Genomic DNA, 24,691 nt, shown 5'->3' with positions numbered 1-24,691 from the left:
GCGTGGCCTAGTGACTACTTGCCGGGAATCAGCGAGTGCTCCGGGTTTTCCGGCAGCTCCTTGATGAGCCACTCCATGTCACGGTTAGTTGTGCCCTTGATAGTGGCGGTCGGGTCTGCGAAATCCGAGTACTTCTTGTCGCCACCGACCGTGGCCAGCAGGAAGCCGGTGAGTGCGGCGCGCGCAACTTCCCGGTACTTCACCTTGGAGGAAGAGAAGCCCGCTAGACGACGGAGAAGAGTTGTTTCCGAGAAGCTGCCCTGATCAGCTTTGTCTACTTCGCGGTAAACGACATCGCCCTTCCACTGAACAGCCAGGCGAGCCGGGTTGCCGCGATCGAGCCACTTATCCTCACCAGGGGCCAGGACGAGGCCCGGAGCCGAGACATTAGTTGCAGCGGCGCTGGAGGAAGGTGCGGTAGTTGCGGGGAAGACGCAGCCAACGCCGGAGATGATGTCGTGACCAGCGGCGGCAAGGACAGCTACGCCAGCGCCCATGCCGTGGCCGGCAACGCCGAGTTTCTTCGGGTGGACGACGACCTTGCCCTCACCGAGGCGGACACCAGCGAGAATCTGGAGCGCTGTCTCCAAATCGTTGGCGAGACCACGGTGGTCTGCCACGATGCCATTTTCGGTGTCCGGAGCAGCGACCGCGATGCCCCACGAAGCAAGGTGACGCAGCGTGGCATGGTACTCCTCAATCGGTGTGCGCCAATCGTGTGCGAAGGCGATACCGGGGATGCCATTGCCCTCGGCGGGCGTGTAGACCTTTCCCGGCAGGCCAGTAAAAGCGAGATCACCGACCATGACGCGGTGCGGTCCACGCTTGGAAAGATTAGATGTCAGAGTCTTCAAGTTGTCAGCCACAGTGAATAGCTTAACTATAAGGTGCATACCTTTGCTGAAAAAGTGCCAGGATGAGCGAGAATGTCTATTTCGGTATGACGATTTTCCGTTTCGCGGGTTATTCTGTAGGGCATGTGTGGAATCGTTGGATATGTGGGCCATCAGCCCGCCCTGGATATTGCTGTCGATGCGCTACGACGCATGGAATACCGTGGCTATGACTCCGCGGGTGTTGCCATTGTCGACAATCAGGGGCATATCACTGTAGAGAAGAAGGCCGGTAAACTCGCCAACCTCGAGGCTGCCCTTGATGCGGATGGGCGCGACAAAATCACTGGAACCACCGGCATTGGGCACACCCGCTGGGCTACCCACGGTCGCCCAATTGATGAGAATGCCCACCCACACCAGTCCTATGACGGCAAGGTGGCTATCGTCCACAACGGCATTATCGAGAACTTTGCTCCGCTACGTCAGGAGCTGGAGGATGCCGGCATTGAGCTGAAGTCCGAAACCGACTCCGAGGTCGCTGCGCACATGCTCGCACGTGCACTGGACGGTTCCGACGGCGGATCTACCGCTGGTGATTTCGAGGCCTCTGCGCTGTCCGTGCTCAACCGCCTCGAGGGTGCTTTTACGCTGCTGTTTACTCATGCAGACCACCCGGACCGCATCATCGCTGCTCGTCGCTCTACTCCGCTGATTGTCGGTGTGGGCGAAAACGAAATGTTCCTCGGCTCCGATGTTGCGGCTTTCATCGCGCACACCCGCGAGGCCGTGGAGCTGGGGCAGGACAACGTCGTCATCATCACCGCAGATGATTACCGCATCCTGGATTTCGCCGGCAACGAGCAGCAGGGTCGACCATTCACCATCGACTGGGATCTCGCCGCAGCCGAAAAGGGCGGCTATGACTCCTTCATGATGAAGGAAATCCACGAGCAGGCTGCCGCCGTCCGCGATACGTTGGCCGGTCACCTCGTTGACGGCCGCATCGTTCTCGACGAGTCCCGCCTGAGTGACCAAGATCTGCGTGACATCGAGAAGGTCTTCGTCGTCGCCTGTGGTACCGCATACCACTCCGGTTTGTTGGCCAAGTACGCCATTGAGCACTGGGTTCGTATCCCGGTCGAGATTGAGGTCGCGTCCGAGTTCCGCTACCGCGATCCGGTGCTGGACCGCCAGACGCTGGTGGTCGCTATTTCGCAGTCGGGTGAGACCGCTGACACCCTCGAGGCCGTGCGACACGCAAAGAGCCAGGGCGCCCGCGTGCTGGCTGTCTGTAACACCAACGGTGCACAGATTCCGCGTGAGTCTGACGCCGTGCTCTACACGCACGCTGGTCCGGAGATTGGTGTAGCTGCAACCAAGTCGTTCCTGGCGCAGGTAGCCGCAAATTACCTGGTCGGATTGGCTCTTGCTCAGGCACGCGGCACTAAGTACCCGGATGAGGTCACTCGAGAGTTTGAAGAGCTGGAGACCATCCCGGCACTGATTGACAAGGTCGTCGCTAAGGGCGATGAGTTCATCGACATGGCCAAGGAAATCGGTGCTATTCCGACGATGCTCTTCCTCGGCCGACACGTTGGTTTCCCAGTCGCACTTGAGGGTGCGCTGAAGCTCAAGGAGCTTGCCTACATTCACGCAGAGGGGTTCCCGGCAGGCGAGCTCAAGCATGGCCCAATCGCACTCATCGAGGATGATCTTCCGGTCGTCGTCGTTGTGCCATCGCCGAAGGGGCGCGCCGTGCTGCACTCCAAGATCGTCTCCAACATCCAGGAGATTCGTGCCCGTGGTGCCAAGACCATCGTGATTGCCGAAGAAGGGGATCAGTCGGTGGTTCCGTTTGCGAACTACCTGATTGAGATCCCGGAGACGTCCACGCTGCTCCAGCCGCTGTTGTCTACGATTCCGATGCAGTTCCTGGCAGCTGAGATCGCTCGCCAGTGCGGTAACGAGGACATCGATAAGCCGCGCAACCTGGCTAAGTCAGTCACCGTCGAGTAGTTCGTCCTGCTTTCGTCGGTACTGCTCAATTTCCGCATCGAGTTCTTCATCCGTGAGGGACTCGATGCGTTTTTCTTCCTCCTCTGTTAGCTCCCAGACCTCGTCAGGTACGTCGCAAAATGACAACATCCAATCGAGGTTGCGTTTCTGAATCGTCTTCATCTTCCGTGTCACGCGCTGATGAAAAGTTTGCTTGCCGACGTTCTTTAGCGGCCCAACCGGAACGCTAGTCGCGGTGTCTCCATCACGGGAAGTCCACACTTCCGTTCCATCAGGGTACCGGTCGATGTCCCAGCCCTCGTGCGTTTTTAGGTTGTGGTGTCGGCGGCAGAGGCAGTGCAGATTCTCCGTGTCAGTCGGTCCGCCCTGCTCGGGATTGTCGTGGTTGTACGGCTGAATATGGTCCAGGTCGCACTTGGATGCCGGGACGTCGCAGCCGGGGAAGCGGCAGGTACCGTCGCGACCGCGGACGCGAGCCACCTGGCTCTCAGTGGGGCGGTAACCATCCACCTTGCTGTCGGCGGAGATACGGATGTGAGTTGCGCGAGCAATCCATTCTTCGGTGGCTACCTCGCTCAACCAGCCGACGCCATCAATCCATGCTGGCCCACCGCCGACCTCACGGTAGACATTGATGACAATCTCGGCATTGGTCGATTTCTGTGCCAGCTGTAGTAGCGCTTCCGCCTGCGTGCACTGTTCACCACGATTGATTTCGGTGTTGCGAATCCCCTGGATCCTGGCCATGAGCTCAGTCGCGCGGTCGTTTTCAAGGATTGCCGTGACCTTTTTGTGCTTGCCATCGCCCGTATCGGAGAGTGCGACCGCTTCGCCCTCTGGAACCCGTTGGGTGCCGTCGTTGCGGGCGCAGTCGTTGTACTCGGAAACCAAGTCGCCGATTAGGCGAGACAGCGTGTAGACACCAACCATTGCTTGTCGAGGTCGCGTCGGAGTCAGCATTTCCAAAAGATGGGGCTCTACAGTGTCGAACTGGTCTGGTGACAGCCCGGCAACGCCATTGGCGATGGCACGGAGATGGGCTAACGAGAAACAGAAGGTGGATTCGATTAGAGCCCGGACTTTTGGTAGGCGCTCGAACATCAGCGCAATCTCGCACAGCGTAGAGCACTTGCCGCGGCTAAGGCCGGTTCGAATGCTTATGCGGGCGAGATGGTGATTGACGTCTACCTCGTCACCGGGAGCGCAGAGATCGATGAGTTGAAGGTCTGCGGCGTTGATGGCACGGGCCGCGATGCTAATGGGGTCGTCGGATTGCTGGTTGGCCCATGAGGGCTTTTGACCTGGTGCTGGAAGTTTTATGGGCGGCGATGACATTGGTTATCCCCCTGATTACTTCGTGTCCGCCGGAGAATTGAAGATTGAGTTCTGTGGTGGAGAGCAGCATGGAGAGGCTGTTTCAACCAGTCCCGCCAGCCCCTGTGCGCCGGATAAAGAACTTTCGCTTACAAATTTTCCCTACAACCTAAATCGTACACCTGTTTGAAAAACTGTCAATAGATTTTTAGAAATATGTTCTAAAAATCTGTGCTGAATTAGATCCGACCCTTCCTCCGTCGGCCCCTCCGCCCGAGGCTCCTCCATCCGAGACTCCTCGGCAGGGCGCCGTACATAGGCAGGACTCGCTGTCGCGGATGATGCGGGACATCACCGGCTTCAGCGCCATCCAGTTCCTCTAAGAACTCGTGGATGAGTTTGAGAGTATTGGGGGAGTAGGGCAGTGCGAGGTGATCAGACCAGTCGCCGCCGCCAGTGGCATTGTTGACGTTCGTAATGTGGTGCCCCTCTTGTTCGGGCAAAAAGGCGCCGGTCCACGGGCGAACCACGGTGTCGAAAGGGGTGCCGATATTCAGGTAGTGCGGGCCGCGTCGGGTAATGCCACGCGCGGCGCCGTTCAGAGTCGCAATGTAGTCAGAGTCCAGCAGCTGTTGAATACAGGCACGGCCGACAAGGCGGTCGACGAGTTTGGGCATCGGTAGGCCGCATCGCTCAAGGGCACTGAGCCTTCGGCGCATGCCCCACGCAGTAGTGCCGCGATGGTTTCCCGCAAGCGAGATGACTGCCCGCACCGGGCTGTTGTCGGAGGCGTACTGCTCGGCTTCTTCTTCGTTGAGGCCATGGTTGAGGGCGTCGTCGTAAAGCGAATCGATGCTTGCGTTGGCGTAACTGCGACAGTGCAGACCTCCCTGGGAATGGCCGATGAGGTCGATGTGGGGAAGGGAGAGTTGGGCTCGGAAGCGGTCGAGAAGGTCGGTGACTTCGGCGAGCGCATCGCTCAAATCGGTGGTGGCTTTGACGCTGCGGAGGCGGCTGACCAGTGCGGCGGGGTCGGAGCCGTAATCGAGTGAGAATACAGGGCGATTCCGGGCGAGGAACGGCCCCAGCATGGCGAAGGAGTTGAACGAGTTCATCCAGGTGCCGTGAACTAGGACAATTGGTGTGCGACCGTTGTATCTACCCAGGTCAGGAGTGACTTTGCCGTCGAGGATTTCGCGAACGTCCTGCACGTCGTGGGGAATCCATTCGGGATGACGCAACGAGCGCAGGTATGCCTGCGGAAAGGCGCGCAGTAGAGGGCCGAAAACTCGCGTGCTCGGGGAGTAGTCATCCATAGGGGCTAATCGTAGGCTGGGTTTATGACGTACTGCTACACAGCTGCCGAAATTCGCGCCGCGGAACAGCCCTATCTGGACGCACAAACGCGTGACGACGAACTCATGCGCCACGCAGCCGCCGCTGTGTCGTCGGTGGCGGAGCGGATGCTCGCAGAGACGTCCCCGGAGCCCGGCCGCGGTCGTGTGCTGCTGTTGGTTGGGTCGGGCGGCAATGGTGGCGATGCGCTCTATGCCGGCCGGGACTTGTCTACAGGCGGGCATGGCGTGGATGCAGTTTTGCTGGGCACGAAGCCACATGAACGGGCGCTGAAAGCGTTTGAGCTCGCAGGCGGGCGGGTGCTGCCGTTGGGGCGTGACCGTGAGGCGGATTTGTCGAAGATTCTGTGGTCGATTAGTGAAGACTACGCACTGATCATAGACGGCATCGTGGGACTCGGAGGTCACGGCGCGCTGCGTGAAGAGGCCGCGTGGTTGGTGCGCGAAGCGCGGTTTGGCAAAGTTCCCATTCTCGCGGTTGATGTGCCGAGTGGCGTGGAAGCCGATACCGGGCGAACTTTTGATTCGCCTTCTCAGACCCTCAATCCAGACCCTGATCTGGAGGAAGGACAGAAACCGTACTTGCCATCCCACGTCGAGGCCACGACAACGGTGACTTTCGGTGGTCTGCGCTACGCGCACTCGCTTTCCGAATCCTGTGGCACCGTCGAATTACACGAAATTTCCCTCGACTCCTTTTCCCTGGAACTTCCAGGACTGGGGCAGACGCTCTATGAAAACGGTACCTACAATGCCGTCCACCACCAGACGCCGACCGTGGAGTTTTGCGAAGCCTTAGGCGGGAGCTTTCCGGCACCACTTGGTGCGATGACCCCGCTCGAACCCGGTGCTGCAGACCACAAGTACTCCACCGGAGTTACAGGAATCGCCGCCGGTAGCGAGGCATATCCCGGCGCAGGTCAGCTGTGCACCACCGCTGCCGTGCATGCGACCAGTCCCGCGGTCATCTATGTCGGCGACGTGGCCGCACGTAACCGCATCACCGCGGCCTTGCCGACGGTCATTGCGCAGCCGGACTCGGTGGAGCGCAAAGAGGTACGCGTCGATGCCTGGGTTGTCGGCCCTGGTCGTGGCACTGATGAGCGCGCGGCCGAGGAACTGCGCGACATTCTGGCCACCGACAAACCAGTCGTCATCGACGCTGACGCACTGACGCTGCTGTCGAAGCATGCGGACATCCGACAGCTCGTCCGCGAGCGCGGCCAAGAGCGCAACCTGCGCACTGTTCTCACTCCGCACGCCGGTGAATTTGAGCGTCTTACCGGGCATGAGGTCACTAACGCCATCGCAGACGCCCGTGAACTTGCCGAGCAGTTCTCCTGCGAAGTGCTACTCAAGGGACGCCGCACTGTGATTGCCAATCCGACAACGCAGCGCACAGTCGTGATTGACGCGGGCAGCTCCTGGGCAGCCACGCCGGGCTCCGGCGATGTACTGTCCGGACTTCTCGGCGCCTGGGTCGCGCGTGGTGAATCCCTCTACGTACCAGCAATTATTCATGCGCGCGCCGCATTTTTGGCCGCGCAGACAGAGTTCGGGCCCGCTCCCTGTAGTGCCCAGGACATCGCTGAATCCATCCGAGATGCCACCGCATGGTTCACCAACGAAGGCAGCAGTGGCAAAATACGGCTATGACTTCCTCGGCACCAGCCATCCTGACCCATACCGTTAATCTCGACGCAATCACCCACAATGTGAAGACCGTCAAGGCCATCGCAGGGGTGTCGGAATTCATGGCCGTCGTCAAGGCGGACGGCTACTCGCAGGGTGCGCTGCAGACCGCGCGTGCCGCGTTGGACGGCGGTGCAACACAGCTCGGCGTCGCAACAATCGACGAGGCGCTCTCCGTCCGCGAGGAACTCCGCACCACGCTTGACGACGGCCACGCCATCCCCATCCTCGCCTGGATCTGGGACGCAGCAGCCACCTCGTTGGTGCAGCGTGCTGTGGCTGCAAATATTGACCTCGGCCTGCCGTCGATGGCTCATGCGCTGGCCGTGGCCAATGCCGGGCGGGCGCTGTCGGTGACACCACGTGTGACGGTGATGGTCGATACGGGCTTGGGGCGCTCGGGATTCTCGATGGCCAATGGGGACTTTGAGCATGCGGTCGCTCAGCTGGTCGAGCTGCACAAGACTGGTGCTCTGAACATCACAGGTGCTTTCACGCACTTTGCATGCGCGGATGAGCCGGGCAACGAGAGCGTCGATAAGCAGGCGCAGAACTTCCGTGCTGCGATTGCGGCACTGCGTGAGGCGGGATTGGACGAGCTGATTAACCATGCGGCGAATTCGCCGGCATCGTTGTCGCGTCCTGACTTGGCCTTCGACATGGTGCGCCCAGGCCTGGCGATTTATGGTGGCGAGCCAATTGTGGGGTCCACCCATGGATTGCGTCCAGCGATGCGGTGGGAAGCGTCGGTCATCTTGGTCAAGAAGCTGCCGGCAGGGCAGTCGGTGTCCTACGGACAGACGTGGACAGCTGACCGCGACACCACCATCGGCATTGTGCCCTGCGGCTATGCCGACGGCATGATGCGCTCGGCATCCGGTCGTTTCGAAGTCAGCATCAATGGCACACGCTATCCGCAGGTGGGGCGCGTGTGTATGGACCAATTCGTCGTCGACCTTGGCCCCGACACCGATGTCGAGGTCGGCGACACTGCGGTTATCGTCGGTGATCCCACACTGGGGGAGCCCGGTCTCGATGACCTCGCGAAGGCATCCGGCACCATTAACTACGAAATCCTCACCGCGCCGAAGGGACGCAGCGAGCGAAAGTGGGTGCGCAGTCGCATCGCGCCAACCGCTGAGGACATGCGTGACCTCGGCGAGGAGATAGGCCGGGAGTTGGCCGCCGGGGATCTGGTGATTCTCGATGGCCCACTCGGCGCAGGTAAGACCACTCTCACGCAGGGCATCGCCCGCGGCATGAATGTGCGCGGTCGCGTGACGTCGCCGACGTTCACCATCGCCCGCGAGCACCGTCCGCTGGCAACCGACGGGGTCACCCTCATCCACGTCGACGCCTATCGACTCTTCGGCGAAGAGGGGCCCGGCTCCGATGGCGAGGCCTTCGATGCGCTGGACTCGCTCGATTTGGACACCGACCTTGAGGACAGCGTCGTGGTCGCCGAGTGGGGAATGGGGCTCGCCGAGGTGCTCTCCGAGCGCTATCTGCAGGTCAGTATCGATCGTTCGCGTGACGACGATGCCCGCGTCGTCACCTGGAAGTGGAGCAAGTAGCTTCAAGTCGGTTCAAGTAGGTTACTGAGTATGAACATTTTGGCCGTTGACACATCGACTCCACAGGTCACCGCGGGAATTGTCCGCGATGGTGAAACCGTGGCCGAAAAGCTGCACCTGGATGCCCGTGCGCACAACGAGGTGCTGGTGCCGCTGATTCAGCAGTGCCTCACTGACAGTGGGGTGGCGGCAACCGAGCTAGACGCCGTGGTTGTTGGCTGTGGGCCGGGGCCTTTTACGGGCTTGCGCGTTGGTATGGCCACCGCAGCCTCCTTCGCCGATGCTCTGGGAATTCCCTGTTACGGCATCTGCAGCCTGGATGCGCTCGTGGGTGGGGTTGGCGATGAACTGGTCGTCACCGATGCCCGTCGCCGCGAGGTGTACTTCGCCGCCTACCGCGATGGCCAGCGAGTTTTCGGCCCGGCAGTGGCCAAGCCAGCCGACGTCATGGAGCTGCTCAAGGAAGAACTTGCAGCAGAAGCCGCCGACTTCGCGCCGAGCCACGCCCGCGGCAGCCTCAGTCACATCGAACAAATTGCCGGGCTTGAGGTTGCTGCCGAACAAGTCTTTCCCACTCCGACAGCCATGGTTGAAGCGGCCCACTTTGACTCCGCGCCGGGCCCACTGGTGCCGCTGTACTTGCGCCGTCCGGATGCCGTTGTCCCGAAGGCTATGAGATGAGCGTCGTCAAGCTAGTGCGTCTCGGGCCTCCTGCGGCCAAGGCGTGTGCGGCGATTGAGGCGGAGCTATTTGCCGACGACGATCCCTGGCCGGAATCGGCCTTTATGGCAGAGCTGGCCGCGCCGAACAACTTCTACGTCGGGCTGATTGCAGAGGCAGACGGGGACGAAGAACTGTGCGGCTATGCGGGGATTACCAAGCTGGGGCCTGCGGGGGCCGCCGAGTACGAGATTCACACTATCGGTGTGGGACAGAAGTGGCAGCGCCGGGGGTTCGGTGCACAGCTCATGGATGCGCTAATGGCGGCTGTGGCGGAGGATCCGGGCCCGGTTTTCTTAGAAGTACGCACGGACAACGAACCCGCAATCGCCATGTACCGACGTTATGGTTTCGAGAATATGGGGCTGCGGAAGAACTATTATCCGGGCTCTGGAGCGGATGCGTACACGATGTGTCGGCCTGCGTCCGCCGGCTAAATGTTGACGTAGCGACTAATTTGCGTTAGACCGGGCGCATGGCTAAAACCTTTGCAAAACAGCTCGTAGAAACCCTAGAGAAACAAGGTGTCAAGCGAATCTTCGGACTCGTCGGAGATAGTTTGAACCCCATTGTCGACGCGGTGCGTGAGTCCTCCATCGAATGGGTGCATGTCCGCAACGAGGAGGCCGCGGCCTTCGCCGCCGGCGCGGAGTCCCTGGTCACCGGCGAATTAGCAGTGTGTGCGGCCTCCTGTGGTCCGGGTAATACTCACCTCATTCAGGGCCTGTATGACTCCCACCGCAACGGCGCAAAGGTGCTGGCGCTGGCATCGCACATTCCTTCCCGCCAGATCGGCTCGAACTTTTTCCAGGAGACCCACCCGGAGTTCATCTTCAACGAATGCTCCGGTTACTGCGAGATGGTGAACTCCGCTGAGCAGGGTGGCGTCGTTTTGCACCACGCTATCCAGTCGACCATGACTGGCCACGGTGTTTCCGTACTGGTTCTGCCGGGCGACATTACAACGCATGAGGTGGAAAATGATGAGTTCGTCACCTCCACTATCAGCAGCGGTCGCCCAGTCGTATTCCCTGACGCCGGTCAGGCCGCCGCGCTTGCCGACGCAATCAACGAGGCTAAAACCGTCACGCTTTTCTGTGGCGCAGGTGTGAAGGACGCCCGCGAACAGGTGCTCAAGCTTGCGGAGAAGATTAAGTCGCCGGTGGGGCATGCGCTGGGTGGCAAGATGTACATCCAGTACGACAACCCCTATGACGTCGGAATGTCCGGCCTGCTGGGCTACGGCGCCTGCCACGATGCCTCTAACGATGCTGATTTGTTGATTCTGCTCGGTACTGACTTCCCGTACAACGACTTCCTGCCGACTAAGAACGTCGCCCAGGTCGATATCGATGGTCGCGCCATCGGTCGTCGTACCACGGTGAAGTACCCAGTCGTCGGCGATGTGGCTGCCACGATTGAAACCATCCTGCCGTACCTGGATGAAAAGACCGACCGCTCCTTCCTGGACAAGCAGCTGCGGAACCACGAGCGCCTGCTCAGCCACGTCATCGAGGCATACACCCATGACGTTGAGAACATGCGACCGATTCACCCGGAGTATGTGGCCGACCTGATTGATAAGCACGCCGACGACGACGCAGTTTTCACCGTCGATACAGGTATGGGCAACGTCTGGGCCGCACGTTACATCACGCCGAATGGCAAACGAGAGCAGATTGGTTCCTTCCGTCACGGCACTATGGCCAATGCACTGTCGCAGGCCATCGGTGTGCAGGCTGCTGACCGGGACCGTCAGGTCATTACCTTCAACGGTGACGGTGGCCTGTCAATGCTGCTCGGTGAGCTCATCACCGTGAAGCAGGAGCAGCTGCCGATCAAGATGTTTGTGTTCAACAACTCCTCGCTCGGCATGGTCAAGCTGGAAATGCTGGTTCAGGGGCTGCCGGAGCATCAGACCGATCACGGCGCAGTTGACTACGCCGGAGTCGCAGAGTCGTTGGGTATCAAGGCCATCCGAATTGAAGATCCGGCCGATGCGCCTCGCCTGATTCAAGAGGCGCTGGCATATGACGGCCCGGTACTGGTGGACATGATCACCGACCCGAATGCACTGTCCATCCCGGCAAACATCACCTGGGACATGCTGATGGGATTCTCCAAGGCCGCTACACGCACCGTCTTTGGCGGCGGCGTTGGCCAGATGATCAACATGGCACGGTCGAACCTCCGCAACATCCCGCGGCCATAGTGGGGGTAGCGCTCTCGAGATGCGGGAGCGGGTGTGGTGCGGTACCTCTGTTTCCATGATTAAAGGTTTTCTGGTGAACCCTGACCTGACGCATCGCATCGTCGAATTTGAGTTGGAGGCCGCTGCTACATTCCTCGGTGGAGTCTCCTCCGACCGTGTTTCGGTGGCGTTCCAGGAAGATGGCACCGATTACGCCGCTCTCTACAACCCGACGGCCAAGGCTGAGGGCGCTGAACCGAACCCGGTCGCGTCCCTCGGCCGCAATGAGGCTGCTACGGGCAACTCGGCTTTCTTCACCGACCCCACCACCGCAATTTGCGGAACAGTCGTATTTGTCGACGCCGAGGGCGAGGATATCGGCGACGAGGAAATCGAGCGTATTAAGCACGGTATGCGCGCCGTTCGCCACTACCGCGATGACTACCCAGAGGAATACGCTCTCTGGCGTGCCGCTGTGAGGAACCTCGGTCGCCTCGATATTTAAACTCGGTCGCTGGTAAGCGACCCGGTGGTGCGCTAGTACCATGACTGCTATGACCGAGTTGACCCTGCTGGCAATCGAGAGTTCCTGCGATGAGACAGGCGCTGCAGTGATGCGCGTGCGCTACGACGACACCGACACCAGCACCCCCGCCATTCCCGAGGTGGAAGTGCTTGCCGACGTCGTCGCATCCTCCATGGAACAGCACGCCCGCTTCGGCGGTGTGGTCCCGGAGATTGCTTCCCGCGCTCATTTGGAAGCCTTGCAGCCAGTAGTCTCCGAGGCGCGCGCGCAAGCAGCTGCCAAGCTCGGTATCGATACTTTTATCCCAGATGCCGTCGCCGCTACCGTGGGGCCCGGTCTCGCCGGTGCGCTGCTGGTTGGTTCGGCAGGCGCGAAGGCCTATGCCGCCGCCTGGGGTGTGCCTTTCTACGGCATTAACCACCTTGGTGGCCACGTTGCTGTCGGAGCTCTCGACGGCGCGGATCTGTCCAATGCAGTGGCGCTGCTAGTTTCCGGCGGGCACACGCAGCTGCTGCGTGTGCAGGGGGTTGGTCGTCCGATGGAGGAGCTCGGATCGACGCTTGACGACGCGGCCGGAGAGGCATACGACAAGGTTTCTAGGTTGCTTGGGTTGGGTTACCCGGGCGGTCCGATTATCGATAAGTTGGCTAAGCAGGGAAATCGCAAGGCCATCGCGTTTCCTCGGGCCATGATGCGCCAGCAGGATGCGCGCCATGACTTCTCCTTCTCCGGCTTGAAGACAGCCGTGGCCCGCTATGTCGAGGCAGCGGAGAAGGAAGGTCGTGACTACTCCGTAGAGGACGTCTGTGCTTCTTTCCAGGAAGCGGTCTGCGATGTGTTGACCAAGAAGGCTGTCCGTGCGGCTCAGGATGTGGGGGCTACTACGCTGCTGCTCGGTGGTGGTGTAGCTGCGAACTCGAGGTTGCGTGAACTCGCAGCGGCGCGAGCCACCTCGGCGGGAATCACACTGCATGTGCCACCGATTAAGCTGTGCACAGATAACGGCGTCATGATTGGCGCTGCTGCTGCCTATCTAATCGCTGCGGGCGCTAAGCCTTCTGGTTATGCCTGCCCGACCGACCCATCGATGCCAGTGGAAGATCCTGTAATGCACTAAGCAGTGATTGCCCCTCGCATCCATGTTAAATTTCGTTAACTGACTTTGACGTGTTTCTCTGTCATCGATTGCAGAACAACTACATGAAAGCGCTTGCCCAAAAATGAGTAAAGACTACAGCGAGTGGGAACTTCAGCCATCCGATAATCCACAAGTTCAGACTGGGTTGACTCCACCGCAGGGCGAACCGCCGCAGGTTGAGAAGCGCGGCAGCGGTCGGGGAGTGTTATGGGCAGTCGTCGCGCTGCTGCTTGTGGTGATTGTCGCTGTAGCTGCGGTGCTTTACCTAGTTGTGAGCGGTCGAGGTGAGCAGTGGTTCGGTGCCGGCGCCAAGGACGAAGCAGCGCTGAAGCGTACTGTTACTGCGACTGCGACGGAGACCGTGAAGGTGAAGTCGCCGGAGAAAACCAAGAAGGAAACTACGAGTACGGCTACGCCCGACTATCCGATTAGTGGGGATTGCGAGGAGTCGGCGTTCCCGACTACGGAGGAAAACTTTACGATCGTCGCCTGCGACGGATGGTGGGCGCTGGGTGGAGGCGCAAACAGTGGGGGACTGGCGGTTTATCAATGGGACGAAGGTGCCTGGCAGAGGAGGGAGCCAGACAGTCGTTACACAACCGGTTCTGGTGGCCCCTGCTTTACGGATGAGTACATCAAGGAACACGGAATGACGGTTACTGCGTTCGGTCGTATGGCGTGTAACCCCGACAAGCTGACCAATTAGCATTAGCGCTCACTATGGTTGAGTGTTAGCACTTGCAGGGGTAGAGTGCTAACGAAGGTTGTTTGACACACAGTTGTTCACCCGCGACGACGGCTGTGCACGGCAGACCAACCGGCACAAGAACATCACATCACCGCATGTATGGAGGAATTCATCGTGGCGAACGTCAACATCAAGCCGCTGGAGGATCGCGTCCTCGTCCAGATCAACGAAGCAGAGACCACCACGGCTTCCGGCCTGGTTATTCCGGACTCCGCTAAGGAGAAGCCGCAGGAGGCCACCGTTATCGCAGTTGGTCCGGGGCGCTGGGCCGATGACGATGACCGCATTCCTATGGACGTCAAGGAGGGTGACATCGTCATCTTCTCCAAGTACGGCGGCACTGAGCTGAAGTACCAGGGCGAAGAGTACCTGCTGCTGTCGCAGCGCGACATCCTGGCTGTTATCGAGAACTAAAGGGAGGACGTACCCACACATGGCGAAGCTTATTGCTTTTAACGAAGAGGCTCGCGAAGGCCTCAAGCGCGGTGTGGACACGCTTGCCGACGCAGTCAAGGTCACGCTTGGCCCGAAGGGTCGCAACGTTGTCCTAGACAAGGCCTTCGGCGGTCCGCTGGTCACCAATGATGGTGTGACCATCGCCCGCGACATCGACGTTGAGGATCCGTTTGAGAACCTCGGCGCGCAGTTGGTTAAGTCCGTTGCAGTCAAGACCAATGACGTTGCCGGTGACGGCACTACTACCGCAACGCTGCTGGCACAGGCGCTGGTCCACGAGGGTCTGCGCAACGTTGCAGCCGGCGCAAACCCGATTTCGCTGAACCGCGGTATTCACGCTGCATCTGACAAGGCAGTTGAGCTGCTGAAGCAGCGCGCCACCCCGGTCAGCAGCTCTGCTGCCATCGCACAGGTGGCAACCGTTTCCTCGCGCGACACTGAAATCGGTGACCTGGTTGCAGGTGCCATGGACAAGGTTGGCAAGGACGGCGTCGTCTCTGTGGAGGAGTCGCAGTCGATTGCCACCGAGCTGTCCGTGACCGAGGGCGTGTCCTTCAACAAGGGCTTCCTCTCGCCGTACTTCATTACCGACGTTGAGGCTCAGCAGGCGATTCTCGACGGTGCACAGGTGCTGCTGGTCCGCGAGAAGATTTCCTCGCTGCCGGAGTTCCTGCCGATTCTGGAGAAGATTGCTGAGTCCGGCAAGCCGACTCTGATTATGGCTGAGGATATCGAGGGCGAGGCTCTGTCCGCGCTGGTCATCAACGCTATGCGCAAGACCTTGAAGGTTGCCGCAGTGAAGGCACCGTACTTCGGTGACCGTCGTAAGGCGTTCATGGATGACCTGGCAGTTGTCACTGGTGCAACCGTCGTTACGGCTGACACTGGCATGCAGCTGAAGGACGTTGGACTTGAGGTGCTGGGTAACGCACGTCGCATCACCATTACCAAGGACGAGACCGTCCTGGTTGACGGTGCTGGCACCGCTGAGGCCGTAGAAGAGCGTCGTAACCAGATCCGCGCCGAGATTGAGCGCACTGACTCTGACTGGGATCGCGAGAAGCTGGAAGAGCGTCTGGCGAAGCTCTCTGGCGGTGTGGCTGTCATTAAGGTCGGCGCTGCTACCGAGACCGAGGTCAACGAGCGCAAGCTGCGCGTTGAGGATGCCATCAACGCTGCTCGTGCAGCAGCTCAAGAAGGCGTCATCGCCGGCGGCGGTTCCGTACTGGTGCAGATCTCCCGTGAACTCGAGGCATTTTCTGACGAGTTCGAGGGTGACGAGGCGGTCGGTGTCCGTGCAGTTGCCAAGGCTCTGACCCGTCCGGCTTTCTGGATTGCTGAGAATGCTGGTAAGGACGGCGCTGTCGTTGTCTACCACATTGGTGAGCTGGAGAACGGCAACGGCTACAACGCTGCTACTGACACTTACGAGAACCTGATTGAGTCCGGCGTCATTGACCCGGTCAAGGTCACTCACTCCGCAGTCGTCAACGCAACCTCCGTGGCGCGCATGCTGCTGACCACCGAGGCTTCTGTTGTGGACAAGCCGGAGGAAGAGCCGCAGCACGATCATGCTCACTAATTGCAAGTGAGCTAGTGCCCTAGCCTTTGGCACTAAAATGCTCCCCACCTTTCAATCTGAGGGTGGGGAGCATTTTTGGTTTTATGTTAACTGGCTGGAGTCCGAGAGAGGGGAGGGACTACATGGCAGTAACTAGAACGCGTTCAAGTTCGTGTTCACGTGCGGCCGGCTTAGCTCGAAGGATTTCATTTCGTTCAGATTCGCTGAGACCGCCCCAGACACCGTATGGCTCACCAACCTTGAGTGCGTGACTACGGCACTGCATAAGAACAGGGCAAGAACGGCAGATAGCCTTCGCACGGGCTTCACGCAGGCTGCGTGCGCGTCCGCGCTCGCCTTCCGGGTGGAAGAAGGTCGCGGAGTCCTGCCCGCGGCAAGAGCCGTGCAGCTGCCAATCCCACAAATCCGCATTGGGCCCGGGCAAGTGGTCGATGTACGTCATCGGAATTGATGTCTCCTTCATTGAGCTTTCTTGAAGCAGTGAGCTCAAGTGTGGAGGCCAACAATGAACGGTTGGTAAACCTAAGGAGGCCAGCCGGGATACTACGCAAACAATTCCGTCAAACTCTTACCAAATTTTTAGAAACGGCCAGGTCGGCGAGAACGCAGACCGTCGACAAAGCCTGCGCAGTAATCCCATGGGGCGTAACGGGAGGGGTCTGGATCGAATTGCGGTTCGTGAACCGGAGATGCCTGTCCAGACAGGAGCATCAGGTAGTGGTTTTCCAAGACTTCCCAGTTGTAAAAGTGCTCGTCACCGCAGTCCTCACACAACATGCAGACGCCCAGTAATCCCTCTGGGCTCAAAGCGGTGCGGAATAGGCGAACTGCGGCCAGATCTTCAAGAACCTCTCGACGTTCCTGGTCTGTCAGTGGAGCAAACGGCTCATCCGGCTCGAGAAAGCTTGCCGGGTCATTGGGGTCTCCTTCGAACGGATCCCGCGGCATGGATGAGAAAGAGTTGTGGTTCACGATTACTACCGTAACAGCTCTGTACGGCAATCCTGACGATTGGCAATGCACTTAGTTGGGGGTTAGTTCACCTTGGTATAACCCTCAGCTGGCTTTCGGCTAACCCTTGTCGGGAACCTGTCGCTCCGCCTAATTGTCGCGTTCCATCACTGAAGGACTACCCTGTATATAACGTTTGGCAACCACGAAGCGATAGCGCCCCTGGCCGGATATCGGCAAGGGTGGAGCAGGAGGAGTCCATGACCAACCCCACGGGAATTAGCCTCGGCGGAGACAATCCCAACAAGATTCCACTAGTCGGCCTTACATTCGATGACGTCCTGCTGCTGCCGGACGCTTCGGACGTTATCCCCTCCGGTGTTGATACTTCGACGCAGCTCACTCGTGAGCTGCGTCTGAACATTCCGATCGTGTCTGCTGCTATGGACACCGTCACCGAGGCTCGCATGGCTGTTGCTATGGCCCGCCAGGGCGGTATGGGTATCCTGCACCGCAACCTGTCCATCGAGGAGCAGGCCCAGCAGGTCGAGATTGTGAAGCGCTCTGAAGCTGGCATGGTGTCCGACCCGGTGACCTGTTCCCCGGATGACACCATCGCCGAAGTAGATGCCAAGTGCGCTCGTTACCGTATCTCGGGCCTGCCGGTCGTCGATAAGGACGGCAAGCTGGTCGGTATCTGCACCAACCGCGACATGCGTTTTGAGGCAGACCTGAACCGCAAGGTTTCTGAAATCATGACACCGATGCCGCTCGTCGTGGCTGAGCAGGGTGTGTCTGGCGATGCGGCGCTGAACCTGCTGCGCGCTCACAAGGTGGAGAAGCTGCCGATCGTCGATGGCGAAGGCCGCCTGACTGGTCTTATTACTGTCAAGGACTTCGTCAAGAAGGATCAGTACCCGAATGCTTCCAAGGATGGTTCCGGCCGTCTGCTGGTCGGTGCTGGTATCGGTACCGGCGAGGACTCCTGGAAGCGCGCACACGCATTGGCTGACGCAGGCGTAGACGTGCTCGTTGTTGATACCGCTCACGCCCACAACTCAGGTGTACTTGAGATGGTCTCCCGCGTTAAGAAGGAGTTCGGCGAGAACATCCAGATTATCGGCGGCAACCTGGCTACCCGTGGCGCTGCACAGGCCATGATTGACGCGGGTGCAGATGCCATCAAGGTCGGTATCGGCCCGGGCTCGATTTGCACCACTCGCGTTGTCGCAGGTGTGGGTGCCCCGCAGATCACCGCCATCATGGAAGCCTCTGTCGCAGCTAAGAAGGCTGGCGTTCCAATTATCGCCGATGGCGGTATGCAGTTCTCCGGCGACATCGCCAAGGCTCTGGCCGCTGGTGCATCCTCCGTCATGCTCGGTTCGATGCTGGCCGGTACCGCTGAGGCTCCGGGTGAGGTCACCTTCGTCAACGGCAAGCAGTACAAGATGTACCGCGGCATGGGCTCGCTGGGTGCCATGCAGGGCCGCGGCCTGACAGGTGAGAAGCGCTCCTACTCCAAGGATCGCTACTTCCAGGCTGACGTCAAGAGCGAAGAGAAGCTGGTTCCGGAAGGTATCGAGGGCCGTGTTCCGTTCCGCGGCAGCATCGACTCCATCGTTCACCAGCTGGTCGGTGGTCTGCGCGCAGCTATGGGCTACACCGGTTCCGCTACCGTCGAGCAGCTGCACGACGCACAGTTCGTCCAGATCACCGCTGCAGGCCTGCGCGAGTCGCACCCGCACGATATCCAGATGACTGTCGAAGCACCGAACTACTACCAGCGCTAAACTGGCCTAGTCGAGTTAAATTCCACGGAAAGGGCATGTGAGGAAAGCTCATGCGCGACATCGTTGAAATCGGTATTGGCCGCGAGGCACGCCGGACCTACGAGTTGGACGATATTGCACTCGTTCCCACTCGTCGTACCCGGTCGTCCAAGGACGTCGATACCTCCTGGCGAATTGACGCCTACGATTTCGAACTCCCGATGATGATGCATCCGACAGATGCCATCGCCAGCCCGGAATCCGTCGCTGAATTTGCTCGCCTGGGCGGTTTGGCGGTTCTCAACGCCGAAGGTATCTGGGCCCGTCACGCCGATGCACAGGACAAGATCGCCGAGCTGGTGGAGTTGGCAAAGAATGCCGCCACCAAGCGCGAATCCGAGGCAGTGAACCGCAAGCTGCAGGAACTGCACTCTGCTCCGATTGATACTGACCTGTTGGTTGAGCGCATCAAGGAAATCCGCGCAACCGGCGCGATCACCGCGGTTCGTGTCTCCCCGCAGCATGCCCGTGAGCTGGCTCCGCTGGCTATCAAGGCTGGCATCGACTTGTTGGTTATCCAGGGCACGCTGATTTCCGCAGAGCATGTCACTGCTCAGGGGGAGCCGCTAAACCTCAAGGACTTCATCGGCAGCCTGGACGTTCCGGTTATCGCCGGTGGCGTTGTCGACTACCAGACTGCGCTGCATCTGATGCGTTCAGGCGCCGCTGGCGTGATCGTCGGTACGGGCTTTACGACGTCCCCGGATGCGCTCGGCATCGATGTGCCAATGGCTACCGCTATTGCGGATGCTGCAGCTGCTCGTAAGGATTACCTCGATGAGACCGAGGGCCGCTACGTCCACATCATTGCCGACGGCGGCATTGATACCGCCGGCGACATTGCCAAAGCAATCGCCTGCGGTGCGGATGCTGTGGCGCTGTCCAGTGTGCTGGCAACCGTCAACGAAGCTCCGGGGCAGGGCTACGCCTGGCCGTCTGTTGCGGCACACCCGAAGTACCCGCGCGGTGCGGTGTGGCCGGCCGTCGACGATGAGAAGGAATTGGTCAGCCTGGAAGAGGCTCTGTTTGGCCCGTCCGCCTCGCCGTTCGGTGACCGCAATCTCGCCGGTGGCCTGCGTCGTGCAATGGCCAAGTGCGGCTTTACCAACTTGAAGTCCTTCCACCGCGTTGAGCTGTCGGTACGTCCAAAGGGTTTTTAATTAAAGTAATCGGATAGTTTTTTCGCGAAACTACCTTACTGAAAAGCCACCTCCGCTTAGGGTTAGGAACATGAGTTCCGCGCAATAGCGTTACGCCCTTAGAGAAGGTGGCTTTTCCCATGAGTAAGCAACGCGATTTCGATGTTGTAATCGTCGGTTCCGGTTTCGGTGGCTCTGTTTCTGCTTTGCGGTTGACCGAAAAGGGCTACCGAGTGGCAGTTCTCGAAGCTGGTCGACGGTTCGAAGATAAAGACTTTGCCAAGACCAGCTGGCGGCTTCACAAGTACCTGTGGGCTCCCAAGCTGGGGCTCTTTGGTGTCCAGCGCGTGCACATGTTGAAAGACGTCATGATTCTCGCTGGTGCTGGAGTCGGCGGTGGTTCTCTTAACTACGCAAACACTCTGTATAAGCCGGGTACCGAGTACTTCCAGCACCGTCAGTGGGGGCACATTACCGACTGGGAGTCAGAACTCACTCCGCACTATGACAATGCATCTCGCATGCTCGGGGTGGTCACCAACCCTTCCGACACGCCTGCCGACGTCGTCATGCGTGAGGTAGCCGAAGATATGGGGGTGGGCCATACTTTCCGCTCGACTCCGGTGGGGGTGTTCTTCGGTGCCAAGACTGGTGGTCAGGGTGCGCCAGGGCAAACAGTTTCCGATCCTTACTTCGGGGGGATTGGCCCGGACCGTACTGCTTGTACGGAATGCGGTGAGTGCATGACTGGCTGCCGCCATAATGCCAAGAACACCCTGGTTAAGAACTACCTCTACTTGGCGGAGAAGTTCGGTGCGCAGGTTTTTGACCGCACTACCGTTACCGGCCTGCATCCTCAGGCTGATGGCTCCTGGGTTATTGACACTGAGCGCACTGGCCGTTGGGTAGCTAAGGGCAAGCAGCAGTTTAGCGCTAAGCGCGTCATTCTCGCCGCCGGTGCCTGGGGCACACAGAATTTGTTGCACCGCCAGCAGGCCGATGGGCACTTGCCGCTGCTGCCGAAATCTTTGGGCAAGCTGACCCGCACCAATTCCGAGGCTATTTTGGGCGCAATGGGTACGAAGGTGGACCCGGAAAATGACTTCTCTAACGGTGTAGCCATCACTTCGTCATTCTTCCCAGATGAGGACACCCATATCGAGCCAGTGCGCTACGGCAAGGGTTCTAATGCTATCGCAATGCTGCAGATGATTATGACCGAAGGAGATCGTCGGGCTCCGCGTTGGCTGCAGGCTGTAGGAACCGTCGTAAAGCACCCTAACTATCTGACACAGCTGGTAAACCTGCGTAAGTGGTCGCAGCGCACCGTGATTTCTTTGGTGATGCAGAATCGCGACAACTCGATTACGACGTACCTGCAAAAGATCGGGCCGGTGCGTTTCCTGATGAGTAAGCAGGGCGAGGGGGAGCCGAATCCGACGTGGATTCCGTCGGGCAACGAAGCTACGCAACGTGCGGCGGACAAGCTCAGTGCACGTGGTCGGAATGGTCGTGTGCTGGCTGGTGGCACTATCGGTGAGTTGGCAAATATTCCTTTGACAGCTCACTTCATTGGCGGCGCGACGATTTCGGATTCGCCCGAAAACGGCGTCGTTGATCCGTACTTGCGTGTGTGGGGCTACCCGACGCTCTCGATTCACGACGGTTCGGCGATGGCGGCCAACCCGGGAGTGAACCCGTCACTATCGATTTCCGCGAATGCGGAGCGTGCGACGTCACTGTGGCCGAACAAGGGTGAGGAAGATCAGCGTCCGGCGCAGGGTGAGTCCTACGTGCGCCTGGATCCGATTGCTCCGGTGAGCCCGGCTGTACCTGCAGATGCTCCGGCTGCACTGAACCTGGGTATGCCTGCAGTCCGTAAGTCTTGATAAGCTTTAGGGCGTGTCTGAACAGGTGACTAAGCCCGTCCTCGTCGTGGACTTCGGTGCGCAGTATGCGCAGCTCATCGCGCGACGTGTGCGCGAGGCAAAAATTTATTCCGAAGTGGTCGCGCATGATGCGACGACCGAAGAAATCAAGGCCAAGAACCCGGCCGCGCTGGTGCTGTCTGGCGGCCCGTCCAGTGCCTACGCCGAAGGTGCCCCGAAGCTCAACCCAGAGTGGCTTGAGCTGGGCATTCCGGTGTTTGGTATTTGCTACGGTTTCCAGGCGATGACTGAGGTGCTCGGTGGCACGATTGCTGCTACCGGCGATCGTGAGTACGGCCGCACGCAGCTAAACCTCGTCGACGGTGGCGGTGTCGCTCACGCTGGTGTGCCGGAGACGCACGAGGTGTGGATGAGCCACGGTGACGCGGTGTCTAAGGCACCGGAGGGCTTCACCGTTACGGCGTCCACCAAGGGTGCTCCGGTAGCGGCTTTCGAGTGCTTGGAAAAGCGCATGGCCGGTGTGCAGTACCACCCGGAGGTCAACCACTCGCCGTATGGTCAGCAGGTTCTGGAGAAGTTCCTGTACGAGATTGCTGGTCTGGAGCCAGACTGGACTGCCGCTAATATCGCGGAAGAGCTGATTGAGCAGGTCCGTAATCAGGTCGGTGAGACCGGTCGCGCAATTTGCGGTCTGTCTGGCGGCGTCGACTCCGCAGTTGCCGCCGCGCTGGTGCAGCGCGCTATTGGTGACCGTCTGACCTGTGTCTTCGTCGATCATGGGCTGCTGCGTCAGGGCGAGCGCGAGCAGGTTGAGAAGGATTTCGTTGCCGCAACTGGTGCGAAGCTGATCACCGTCGACGATTCCAAGGTCTTCCTGGATGCTCTGGCGGGCATCACCGATCCGGAGACCAAGCGTAAGACCATCGGCCGTGAGTTCATCCGCTCCTTCGAGCGCGCTGTCGCACAGGCGCTGGAGGGCGCTCCGGAGGGCGAGACCGTGGACTTCCTGGTCCAAGGCACCCTGTACCCGGATGTGGTTGAGTCCGGTGGCGGTTCTGGTACCGCCAACATCAAGAGCCACCACAACGTCGGTGGTCTGCCGGATGACGTCGAGTTCACCCTCGTTGAGCCGCTGCGCCTGCTGTTCAAGGACGAGGTCCGTGCGGTCGGCCGCGAGCTGGGTCTGCCGGAAGAAATCGTCGCTCGCCAGCCGTTCCCGGGTCCGGGTCTGGGTATCCGCATCATCGGCGCTGTCGATGAGGAGCGCCTGGATACCCTCCGCCGTGCCGACGCCATTGCGCGCGAGGAAATGACGGCCGCAGGTATGGACGAGGTTGTCTGGCAGTGCCCGGTCGTCCTGCTTGCCGACGTCCGCTCGGTTGGTGTCCAGGGTGATGGTCGTACTTATGGCCACCCAATCGTGCTGCGCCCGGTTTCCTCTGAGGACGCGATGACCGCTGACTGGACTCGCGTTCCCTACGATACGCTGGAGAAAATCTCCACCCGTATCACCAACGAGGTGCCAGAGGTCAACCGCGTGGTTCTGGATGTGACTTCCAAGCCACCGGGAACCATTGAGTGGGAGTAAGCCACTAGTTGGCGAGGGCCGTGTCTGTGAGTTGTACAAACTCGCGGGCACGGCCCTTTTCCGTCAGAGCCGAATTGTTCTTGGTGATGGTGATGCGCTTATCGGCGGCTAGGGTGTGGAGGGCTGCGTTCACGGCATCGTCGTCAAGCATGGCGAAATAGGGGAGCTGGTCGGTGAAGAAGACGTAACCGGGGCGTAGACGCGCGATGAAGAGGACCGCGAGGATGCGGACTTCGGGGGAATCGGCGGGGTAGGGGCAGCGCTGGACGAAGTCGTCGGGAAGGTGCGCAGCCAGCGGGAGGAATCCGAATTGCCGCGGCAGGATTGCGCAGGTAGCGGTGATGGCGGATAGAACTAGGGTTACTATGCAGGCGACCGGTGTAGAGGAGATTCGTTCGGCGACGGCGGCAATAATCCATGCGCCGGGGAACATCAGCAGCGCGCTTATGCTGCTACTCCAAGAGAGGTCGTTTGGTGACTCACGCATTGGCTCGGCGAAGTAGGAGGGCCGAGTTTCTTTGGTGGATGTTTTTGCTTGGCGCACGAAAAGAGTGGCGCCGACGAGTGCCAGTAAAAGCGCTATCATGATCCACCAGCCAATGGCGCCGATGATGTGGGCTTTAAGCAGCGCGAGCAGTGCGATTACTGCGGTGGTGACGCCAATTGCCGTCCCCAAGCGCACGGGACTATTGATAAATTTTGTCGTGCGTTTGGCAGCGTCTTGGTAAGAGCCTGAAGAATGTTGGTGCCGGCTGTGTTCAGTCATACTTCTTAAGTTTAGTGGCGGTGGAGCTATAGATTGTTGAGAGTTGTGTGGCTAGTGTTAAGGCCATGAGCATTGTAAAAATTAACGCTATTACCGTTCCTGAGGGCGCGGGAGAAGAGCTCGAACGTCGCTTTTCCGCTAACTCTTCAAAGATGACCGATGTGCCGGGTTTCATTGGTTTCCAACTGCTGCGTCCGACTGCGGGAGAGAGCCGCTACTTCGTCTTTACCGAGTGGGAGAGCGAGGAGGCCTACCAGGGGTGGCGTGAGGGCCGTGCCTTCAAGGCTTCGCATGAGGGCGAAAAGCGCAAGCCAGTGTCGTCGTCGGCTGAGCTGCTCGAGTTCGATGTGGTGCTGGATGTGAAGGCGTAAGTAGTACGAA

Annotated in this window: 22 protein-coding genes; 16 read left to right on the top strand and 6 right to left on the bottom strand. The window is 59.6% G+C overall.

Features of this window, described 5'->3' with window-relative positions; genetic code table 11:
• Positions 1 to 14 precede the first annotated feature (14 nt).
• Positions 15 to 866 carry a dienelactone hydrolase family protein gene (locus CORAM0001_RS02505; protein WP_005509798.1) on the bottom strand — a complete coding sequence of 284 codons (852 nt, stop codon included), beginning with the start codon at positions 864 to 866 and terminating at the stop codon, positions 15 to 17.
• Between the two features lie 111 nt (positions 867 to 977).
• Between CORAM0001_RS02505 and glmS the strand changes: the two genes are divergently transcribed.
• Entirely contained in the window at positions 978 to 2,852 is a 1,875-nt protein-coding gene (glmS, locus tag CORAM0001_RS02500; RefSeq protein WP_005509815.1) for a glutamine--fructose-6-phosphate transaminase (isomerizing), read from the top strand.
• On the opposite strand, the gene CORAM0001_RS02495 is transcribed toward glmS, so the two are convergent.
• Positions 2,835 to 4,187 carry an HNH endonuclease signature motif containing protein gene (locus CORAM0001_RS02495; protein WP_005509765.1) on the bottom strand — a complete coding sequence of 451 codons (1,353 nt, stop codon included), beginning with the start codon at positions 4,185 to 4,187 and terminating at the stop codon, positions 2,835 to 2,837. The genes glmS and CORAM0001_RS02495 overlap by 18 nt on opposite strands.
• A gap of 218 nt (positions 4,188 to 4,405) precedes the next feature.
• Positions 4,406 to 5,482 (bottom strand): esterase/lipase family protein, encoded by a 1,077-nt coding sequence (locus tag CORAM0001_RS10995; protein ID WP_081451086.1) that lies wholly within the window; start codon positions 5,480 to 5,482, stop codon positions 4,406 to 4,408.
• 24 nt (positions 5,483 to 5,506) lie between these two features.
• Between CORAM0001_RS10995 and CORAM0001_RS02480 the strand changes: the two genes are divergently transcribed.
• From CORAM0001_RS02480 to groL, 10 genes are all read left to right on the top strand, one after another.
• Positions 5,507 to 7,177, top strand: a complete 1,671-nt coding sequence (locus CORAM0001_RS02480; protein ID WP_005509827.1) for an NAD(P)H-hydrate dehydratase — start codon at positions 5,507 to 5,509, stop codon at positions 7,175 to 7,177.
• A complete protein-coding gene (locus tag CORAM0001_RS02475; RefSeq protein WP_005509910.1) occupies positions 7,174 to 8,787 on the top strand; it encodes a bifunctional alanine racemase/tRNA (adenosine(37)-N6)-threonylcarbamoyltransferase complex ATPase subunit type 1 TsaE in 1,614 nt (537 codons plus the stop codon). Before CORAM0001_RS02480 ends, CORAM0001_RS02475 begins: the two co-directional genes overlap by 4 nt.
• 30 nt (positions 8,788 to 8,817) lie before the next feature.
• Positions 8,818 to 9,468: a tRNA (adenosine(37)-N6)-threonylcarbamoyltransferase complex dimerization subunit type 1 TsaB gene (gene tsaB, locus CORAM0001_RS02470; protein WP_005509871.1), complete on the top strand. Its 651-nt coding sequence runs from the start codon at positions 8,818 to 8,820 to the stop codon at positions 9,466 to 9,468.
• Positions 9,465 to 9,944 (top strand): ribosomal protein S18-alanine N-acetyltransferase, encoded by a 480-nt coding sequence (rimI, locus tag CORAM0001_RS02465; RefSeq protein ID WP_005509974.1) that lies wholly within the window; start codon positions 9,465 to 9,467, stop codon positions 9,942 to 9,944. Before tsaB ends, rimI begins: the two co-directional genes overlap by 4 nt.
• Before the next feature lie 38 nt (positions 9,945 to 9,982).
• The gene (locus CORAM0001_RS02460) at positions 9,983 to 11,719 is read left to right on the top strand and encodes a pyruvate dehydrogenase (protein ID WP_005510040.1); all 1,737 of its coding nucleotides are present in this window, start codon (positions 9,983 to 9,985) and stop codon (positions 11,717 to 11,719) included.
• Between the two features lie 55 nt (positions 11,720 to 11,774).
• Entirely contained in the window at positions 11,775 to 12,203 is a 429-nt protein-coding gene (locus CORAM0001_RS02455) for a hypothetical protein (RefSeq protein WP_040360895.1), read from the top strand.
• 58 nt (positions 12,204 to 12,261) lie between these two features.
• The gene (gene tsaD / locus CORAM0001_RS02450) at positions 12,262 to 13,341 is read left to right on the top strand and encodes a tRNA (adenosine(37)-N6)-threonylcarbamoyltransferase complex transferase subunit TsaD (RefSeq protein WP_040360986.1); all 1,080 of its coding nucleotides are present in this window, start codon (positions 12,262 to 12,264) and stop codon (positions 13,339 to 13,341) included.
• 103 nt (positions 13,342 to 13,444) lie between these two features.
• Positions 13,445 to 14,068 carry a hypothetical protein gene (locus CORAM0001_RS02445; protein ID WP_005509972.1) on the top strand — a complete coding sequence of 208 codons (624 nt, stop codon included), beginning with the start codon at positions 13,445 to 13,447 and terminating at the stop codon, positions 14,066 to 14,068.
• Positions 14,069 to 14,224: 156 nt separating this feature from the next.
• On the top strand, positions 14,225 to 14,524 hold the full coding sequence (groES, locus tag CORAM0001_RS02440) for a co-chaperone GroES (protein ID WP_005510054.1): 300 nt from the start codon (positions 14,225 to 14,227) through the stop codon (positions 14,522 to 14,524).
• A 19-nt stretch (positions 14,525 to 14,543) separates the two neighbouring features.
• On the top strand, positions 14,544 to 16,148 hold the full coding sequence (gene groL, locus CORAM0001_RS02435) for a chaperonin GroEL (RefSeq protein ID WP_005510007.1): 1,605 nt from the start codon (positions 14,544 to 14,546) through the stop codon (positions 16,146 to 16,148).
• A 118-nt stretch (positions 16,149 to 16,266) separates the two neighbouring features.
• Here groL and CORAM0001_RS02430 read toward each other — a convergent pair whose 3' ends face one another.
• The gene (locus tag CORAM0001_RS02430; protein WP_100066775.1) at positions 16,267 to 16,590 is read right to left on the bottom strand and encodes a WhiB family transcriptional regulator; all 324 of its coding nucleotides are present in this window, start codon (positions 16,588 to 16,590) and stop codon (positions 16,267 to 16,269) included.
• Positions 16,591 to 16,727: 137 nt separating this feature from the next.
• Positions 16,728 to 17,096 carry a DUF5319 domain-containing protein gene (locus CORAM0001_RS02425; protein ID WP_038629374.1) on the bottom strand — a complete coding sequence of 123 codons (369 nt, stop codon included), beginning with the start codon at positions 17,094 to 17,096 and terminating at the stop codon, positions 16,728 to 16,730.
• A 263-nt stretch (positions 17,097 to 17,359) separates the two neighbouring features.
• Here CORAM0001_RS02425 and guaB point away from each other — a divergent pair, with 263 nt between their 5' ends.
• The 4 genes from guaB to guaA all read left to right on the top strand — a co-directional run bounded on the left by guaB (position 17,360) and on the right by guaA (position 23,544).
• Positions 17,360 to 18,889 carry an IMP dehydrogenase gene (gene guaB / locus CORAM0001_RS02420; RefSeq protein ID WP_040360983.1) on the top strand — a complete coding sequence of 510 codons (1,530 nt, stop codon included), beginning with the start codon at positions 17,360 to 17,362 and terminating at the stop codon, positions 18,887 to 18,889.
• A 50-nt stretch (positions 18,890 to 18,939) separates the two neighbouring features.
• Positions 18,940 to 20,088: a GuaB3 family IMP dehydrogenase-related protein gene (locus CORAM0001_RS02415; protein ID WP_005509979.1), complete on the top strand. Its 1,149-nt coding sequence runs from the start codon at positions 18,940 to 18,942 to the stop codon at positions 20,086 to 20,088.
• A gap of 119 nt (positions 20,089 to 20,207) precedes the next feature.
• The gene (locus CORAM0001_RS02410) at positions 20,208 to 21,956 is read left to right on the top strand and encodes an FAD-dependent oxidoreductase (protein ID WP_005510045.1); all 1,749 of its coding nucleotides are present in this window, start codon (positions 20,208 to 20,210) and stop codon (positions 21,954 to 21,956) included.
• 13 nt (positions 21,957 to 21,969) lie between these two features.
• On the top strand, positions 21,970 to 23,544 hold the full coding sequence (guaA, locus tag CORAM0001_RS02405; RefSeq protein WP_005509778.1) for a glutamine-hydrolyzing GMP synthase: 1,575 nt from the start codon (positions 21,970 to 21,972) through the stop codon (positions 23,542 to 23,544).
• A gap of 4 nt (positions 23,545 to 23,548) precedes the next feature.
• On the opposite strand, the gene CORAM0001_RS02400 is transcribed toward guaA, so the two are convergent.
• Positions 23,549 to 24,310 (bottom strand): hypothetical protein, encoded by a 762-nt coding sequence (locus tag CORAM0001_RS02400; RefSeq protein WP_081451085.1) that lies wholly within the window; start codon positions 24,308 to 24,310, stop codon positions 23,549 to 23,551.
• Between the two features lie 65 nt (positions 24,311 to 24,375).
• On the opposite strand from CORAM0001_RS02400, the gene CORAM0001_RS02395 reads away from it, so the two are divergent.
• Positions 24,376 to 24,681, top strand: coding sequence for an antibiotic biosynthesis monooxygenase family protein (locus CORAM0001_RS02395; RefSeq protein WP_040360891.1), 306 nt, complete (start codon positions 24,376 to 24,378; stop codon positions 24,679 to 24,681).
• The last annotated feature ends 10 nt before the right edge of the window (positions 24,682 to 24,691 follow it).

The organism is Corynebacterium amycolatum SK46, from assembly GCF_000173655.1.
Classification (GTDB): domain Bacteria; phylum Actinomycetota; class Actinomycetes; order Mycobacteriales; family Mycobacteriaceae; genus Corynebacterium; species Corynebacterium amycolatum_A.
The sequence above is the reverse complement of the archived record's forward strand: the minus strand, read 5'-3'. Positions and strand labels throughout refer to the sequence as shown.

What these genes read in the sequence shown, in the direction of transcription:
- glmS (WP_005509815.1), top strand. Translation starts at nt 978, where the DNA reads ATGTGTGGAATCGTTGGATATGTGGGCCATCAGCCCGCCCTGGATATT.
- CORAM0001_RS02495 (WP_005509765.1), bottom strand. Translation starts at nt 4,187, where the DNA reads ATGTCATCGCCGCCCATAAAACTTCCAGCACCAGGTCAAAAGCCCTCA.
- CORAM0001_RS10995 (WP_081451086.1), bottom strand. Translation starts at nt 5,482, where the DNA reads ATGGATGACTACTCCCCGAGCACGCGAGTTTTCGGCCCTCTACTGCGC.
- CORAM0001_RS02480 (WP_005509827.1), top strand. Translation starts at nt 5,507, where the DNA reads ATGACGTACTGCTACACAGCTGCCGAAATTCGCGCCGCGGAACAGCCC.
- CORAM0001_RS02475 (WP_005509910.1), top strand. Translation starts at nt 7,174, where the DNA reads ATGACTTCCTCGGCACCAGCCATCCTGACCCATACCGTTAATCTCGAC.
- tsaB (WP_005509871.1), top strand. Translation starts at nt 8,818, where the DNA reads ATGAACATTTTGGCCGTTGACACATCGACTCCACAGGTCACCGCGGGA.
- rimI (WP_005509974.1), top strand. Translation starts at nt 9,465, where the DNA reads ATGAGCGTCGTCAAGCTAGTGCGTCTCGGGCCTCCTGCGGCCAAGGCG.
- CORAM0001_RS02460 (WP_005510040.1), top strand. Translation starts at nt 9,983, where the DNA reads ATGGCTAAAACCTTTGCAAAACAGCTCGTAGAAACCCTAGAGAAACAA.
- CORAM0001_RS02455 (WP_040360895.1), top strand. Translation starts at nt 11,775, where the DNA reads ATGATTAAAGGTTTTCTGGTGAACCCTGACCTGACGCATCGCATCGTC.
- CORAM0001_RS02445 (WP_005509972.1), top strand. Translation starts at nt 13,445, where the DNA reads ATGAGTAAAGACTACAGCGAGTGGGAACTTCAGCCATCCGATAATCCA.
- groL (WP_005510007.1), top strand. Translation starts at nt 14,544, where the DNA reads ATGGCGAAGCTTATTGCTTTTAACGAAGAGGCTCGCGAAGGCCTCAAG.
- CORAM0001_RS02430 (WP_100066775.1), bottom strand. Translation starts at nt 16,590, where the DNA reads ATGACGTACATCGACCACTTGCCCGGGCCCAATGCGGATTTGTGGGAT.
- CORAM0001_RS02425 (WP_038629374.1), bottom strand. Translation starts at nt 17,096, where the DNA reads ATGCCGCGGGATCCGTTCGAAGGAGACCCCAATGACCCGGCAAGCTTT.
- guaB (WP_040360983.1), top strand. Translation starts at nt 17,360, where the DNA reads ATGACCAACCCCACGGGAATTAGCCTCGGCGGAGACAATCCCAACAAG.
- CORAM0001_RS02415 (WP_005509979.1), top strand. Translation starts at nt 18,940, where the DNA reads ATGCGCGACATCGTTGAAATCGGTATTGGCCGCGAGGCACGCCGGACC.
- CORAM0001_RS02410 (WP_005510045.1), top strand. Translation starts at nt 20,208, where the DNA reads ATGAGTAAGCAACGCGATTTCGATGTTGTAATCGTCGGTTCCGGTTTC.
- CORAM0001_RS02400 (WP_081451085.1), bottom strand. Translation starts at nt 24,310, where the DNA reads ATGACTGAACACAGCCGGCACCAACATTCTTCAGGCTCTTACCAAGAC.
- CORAM0001_RS02395 (WP_040360891.1), top strand. Translation starts at nt 24,376, where the DNA reads ATGAGCATTGTAAAAATTAACGCTATTACCGTTCCTGAGGGCGCGGGA.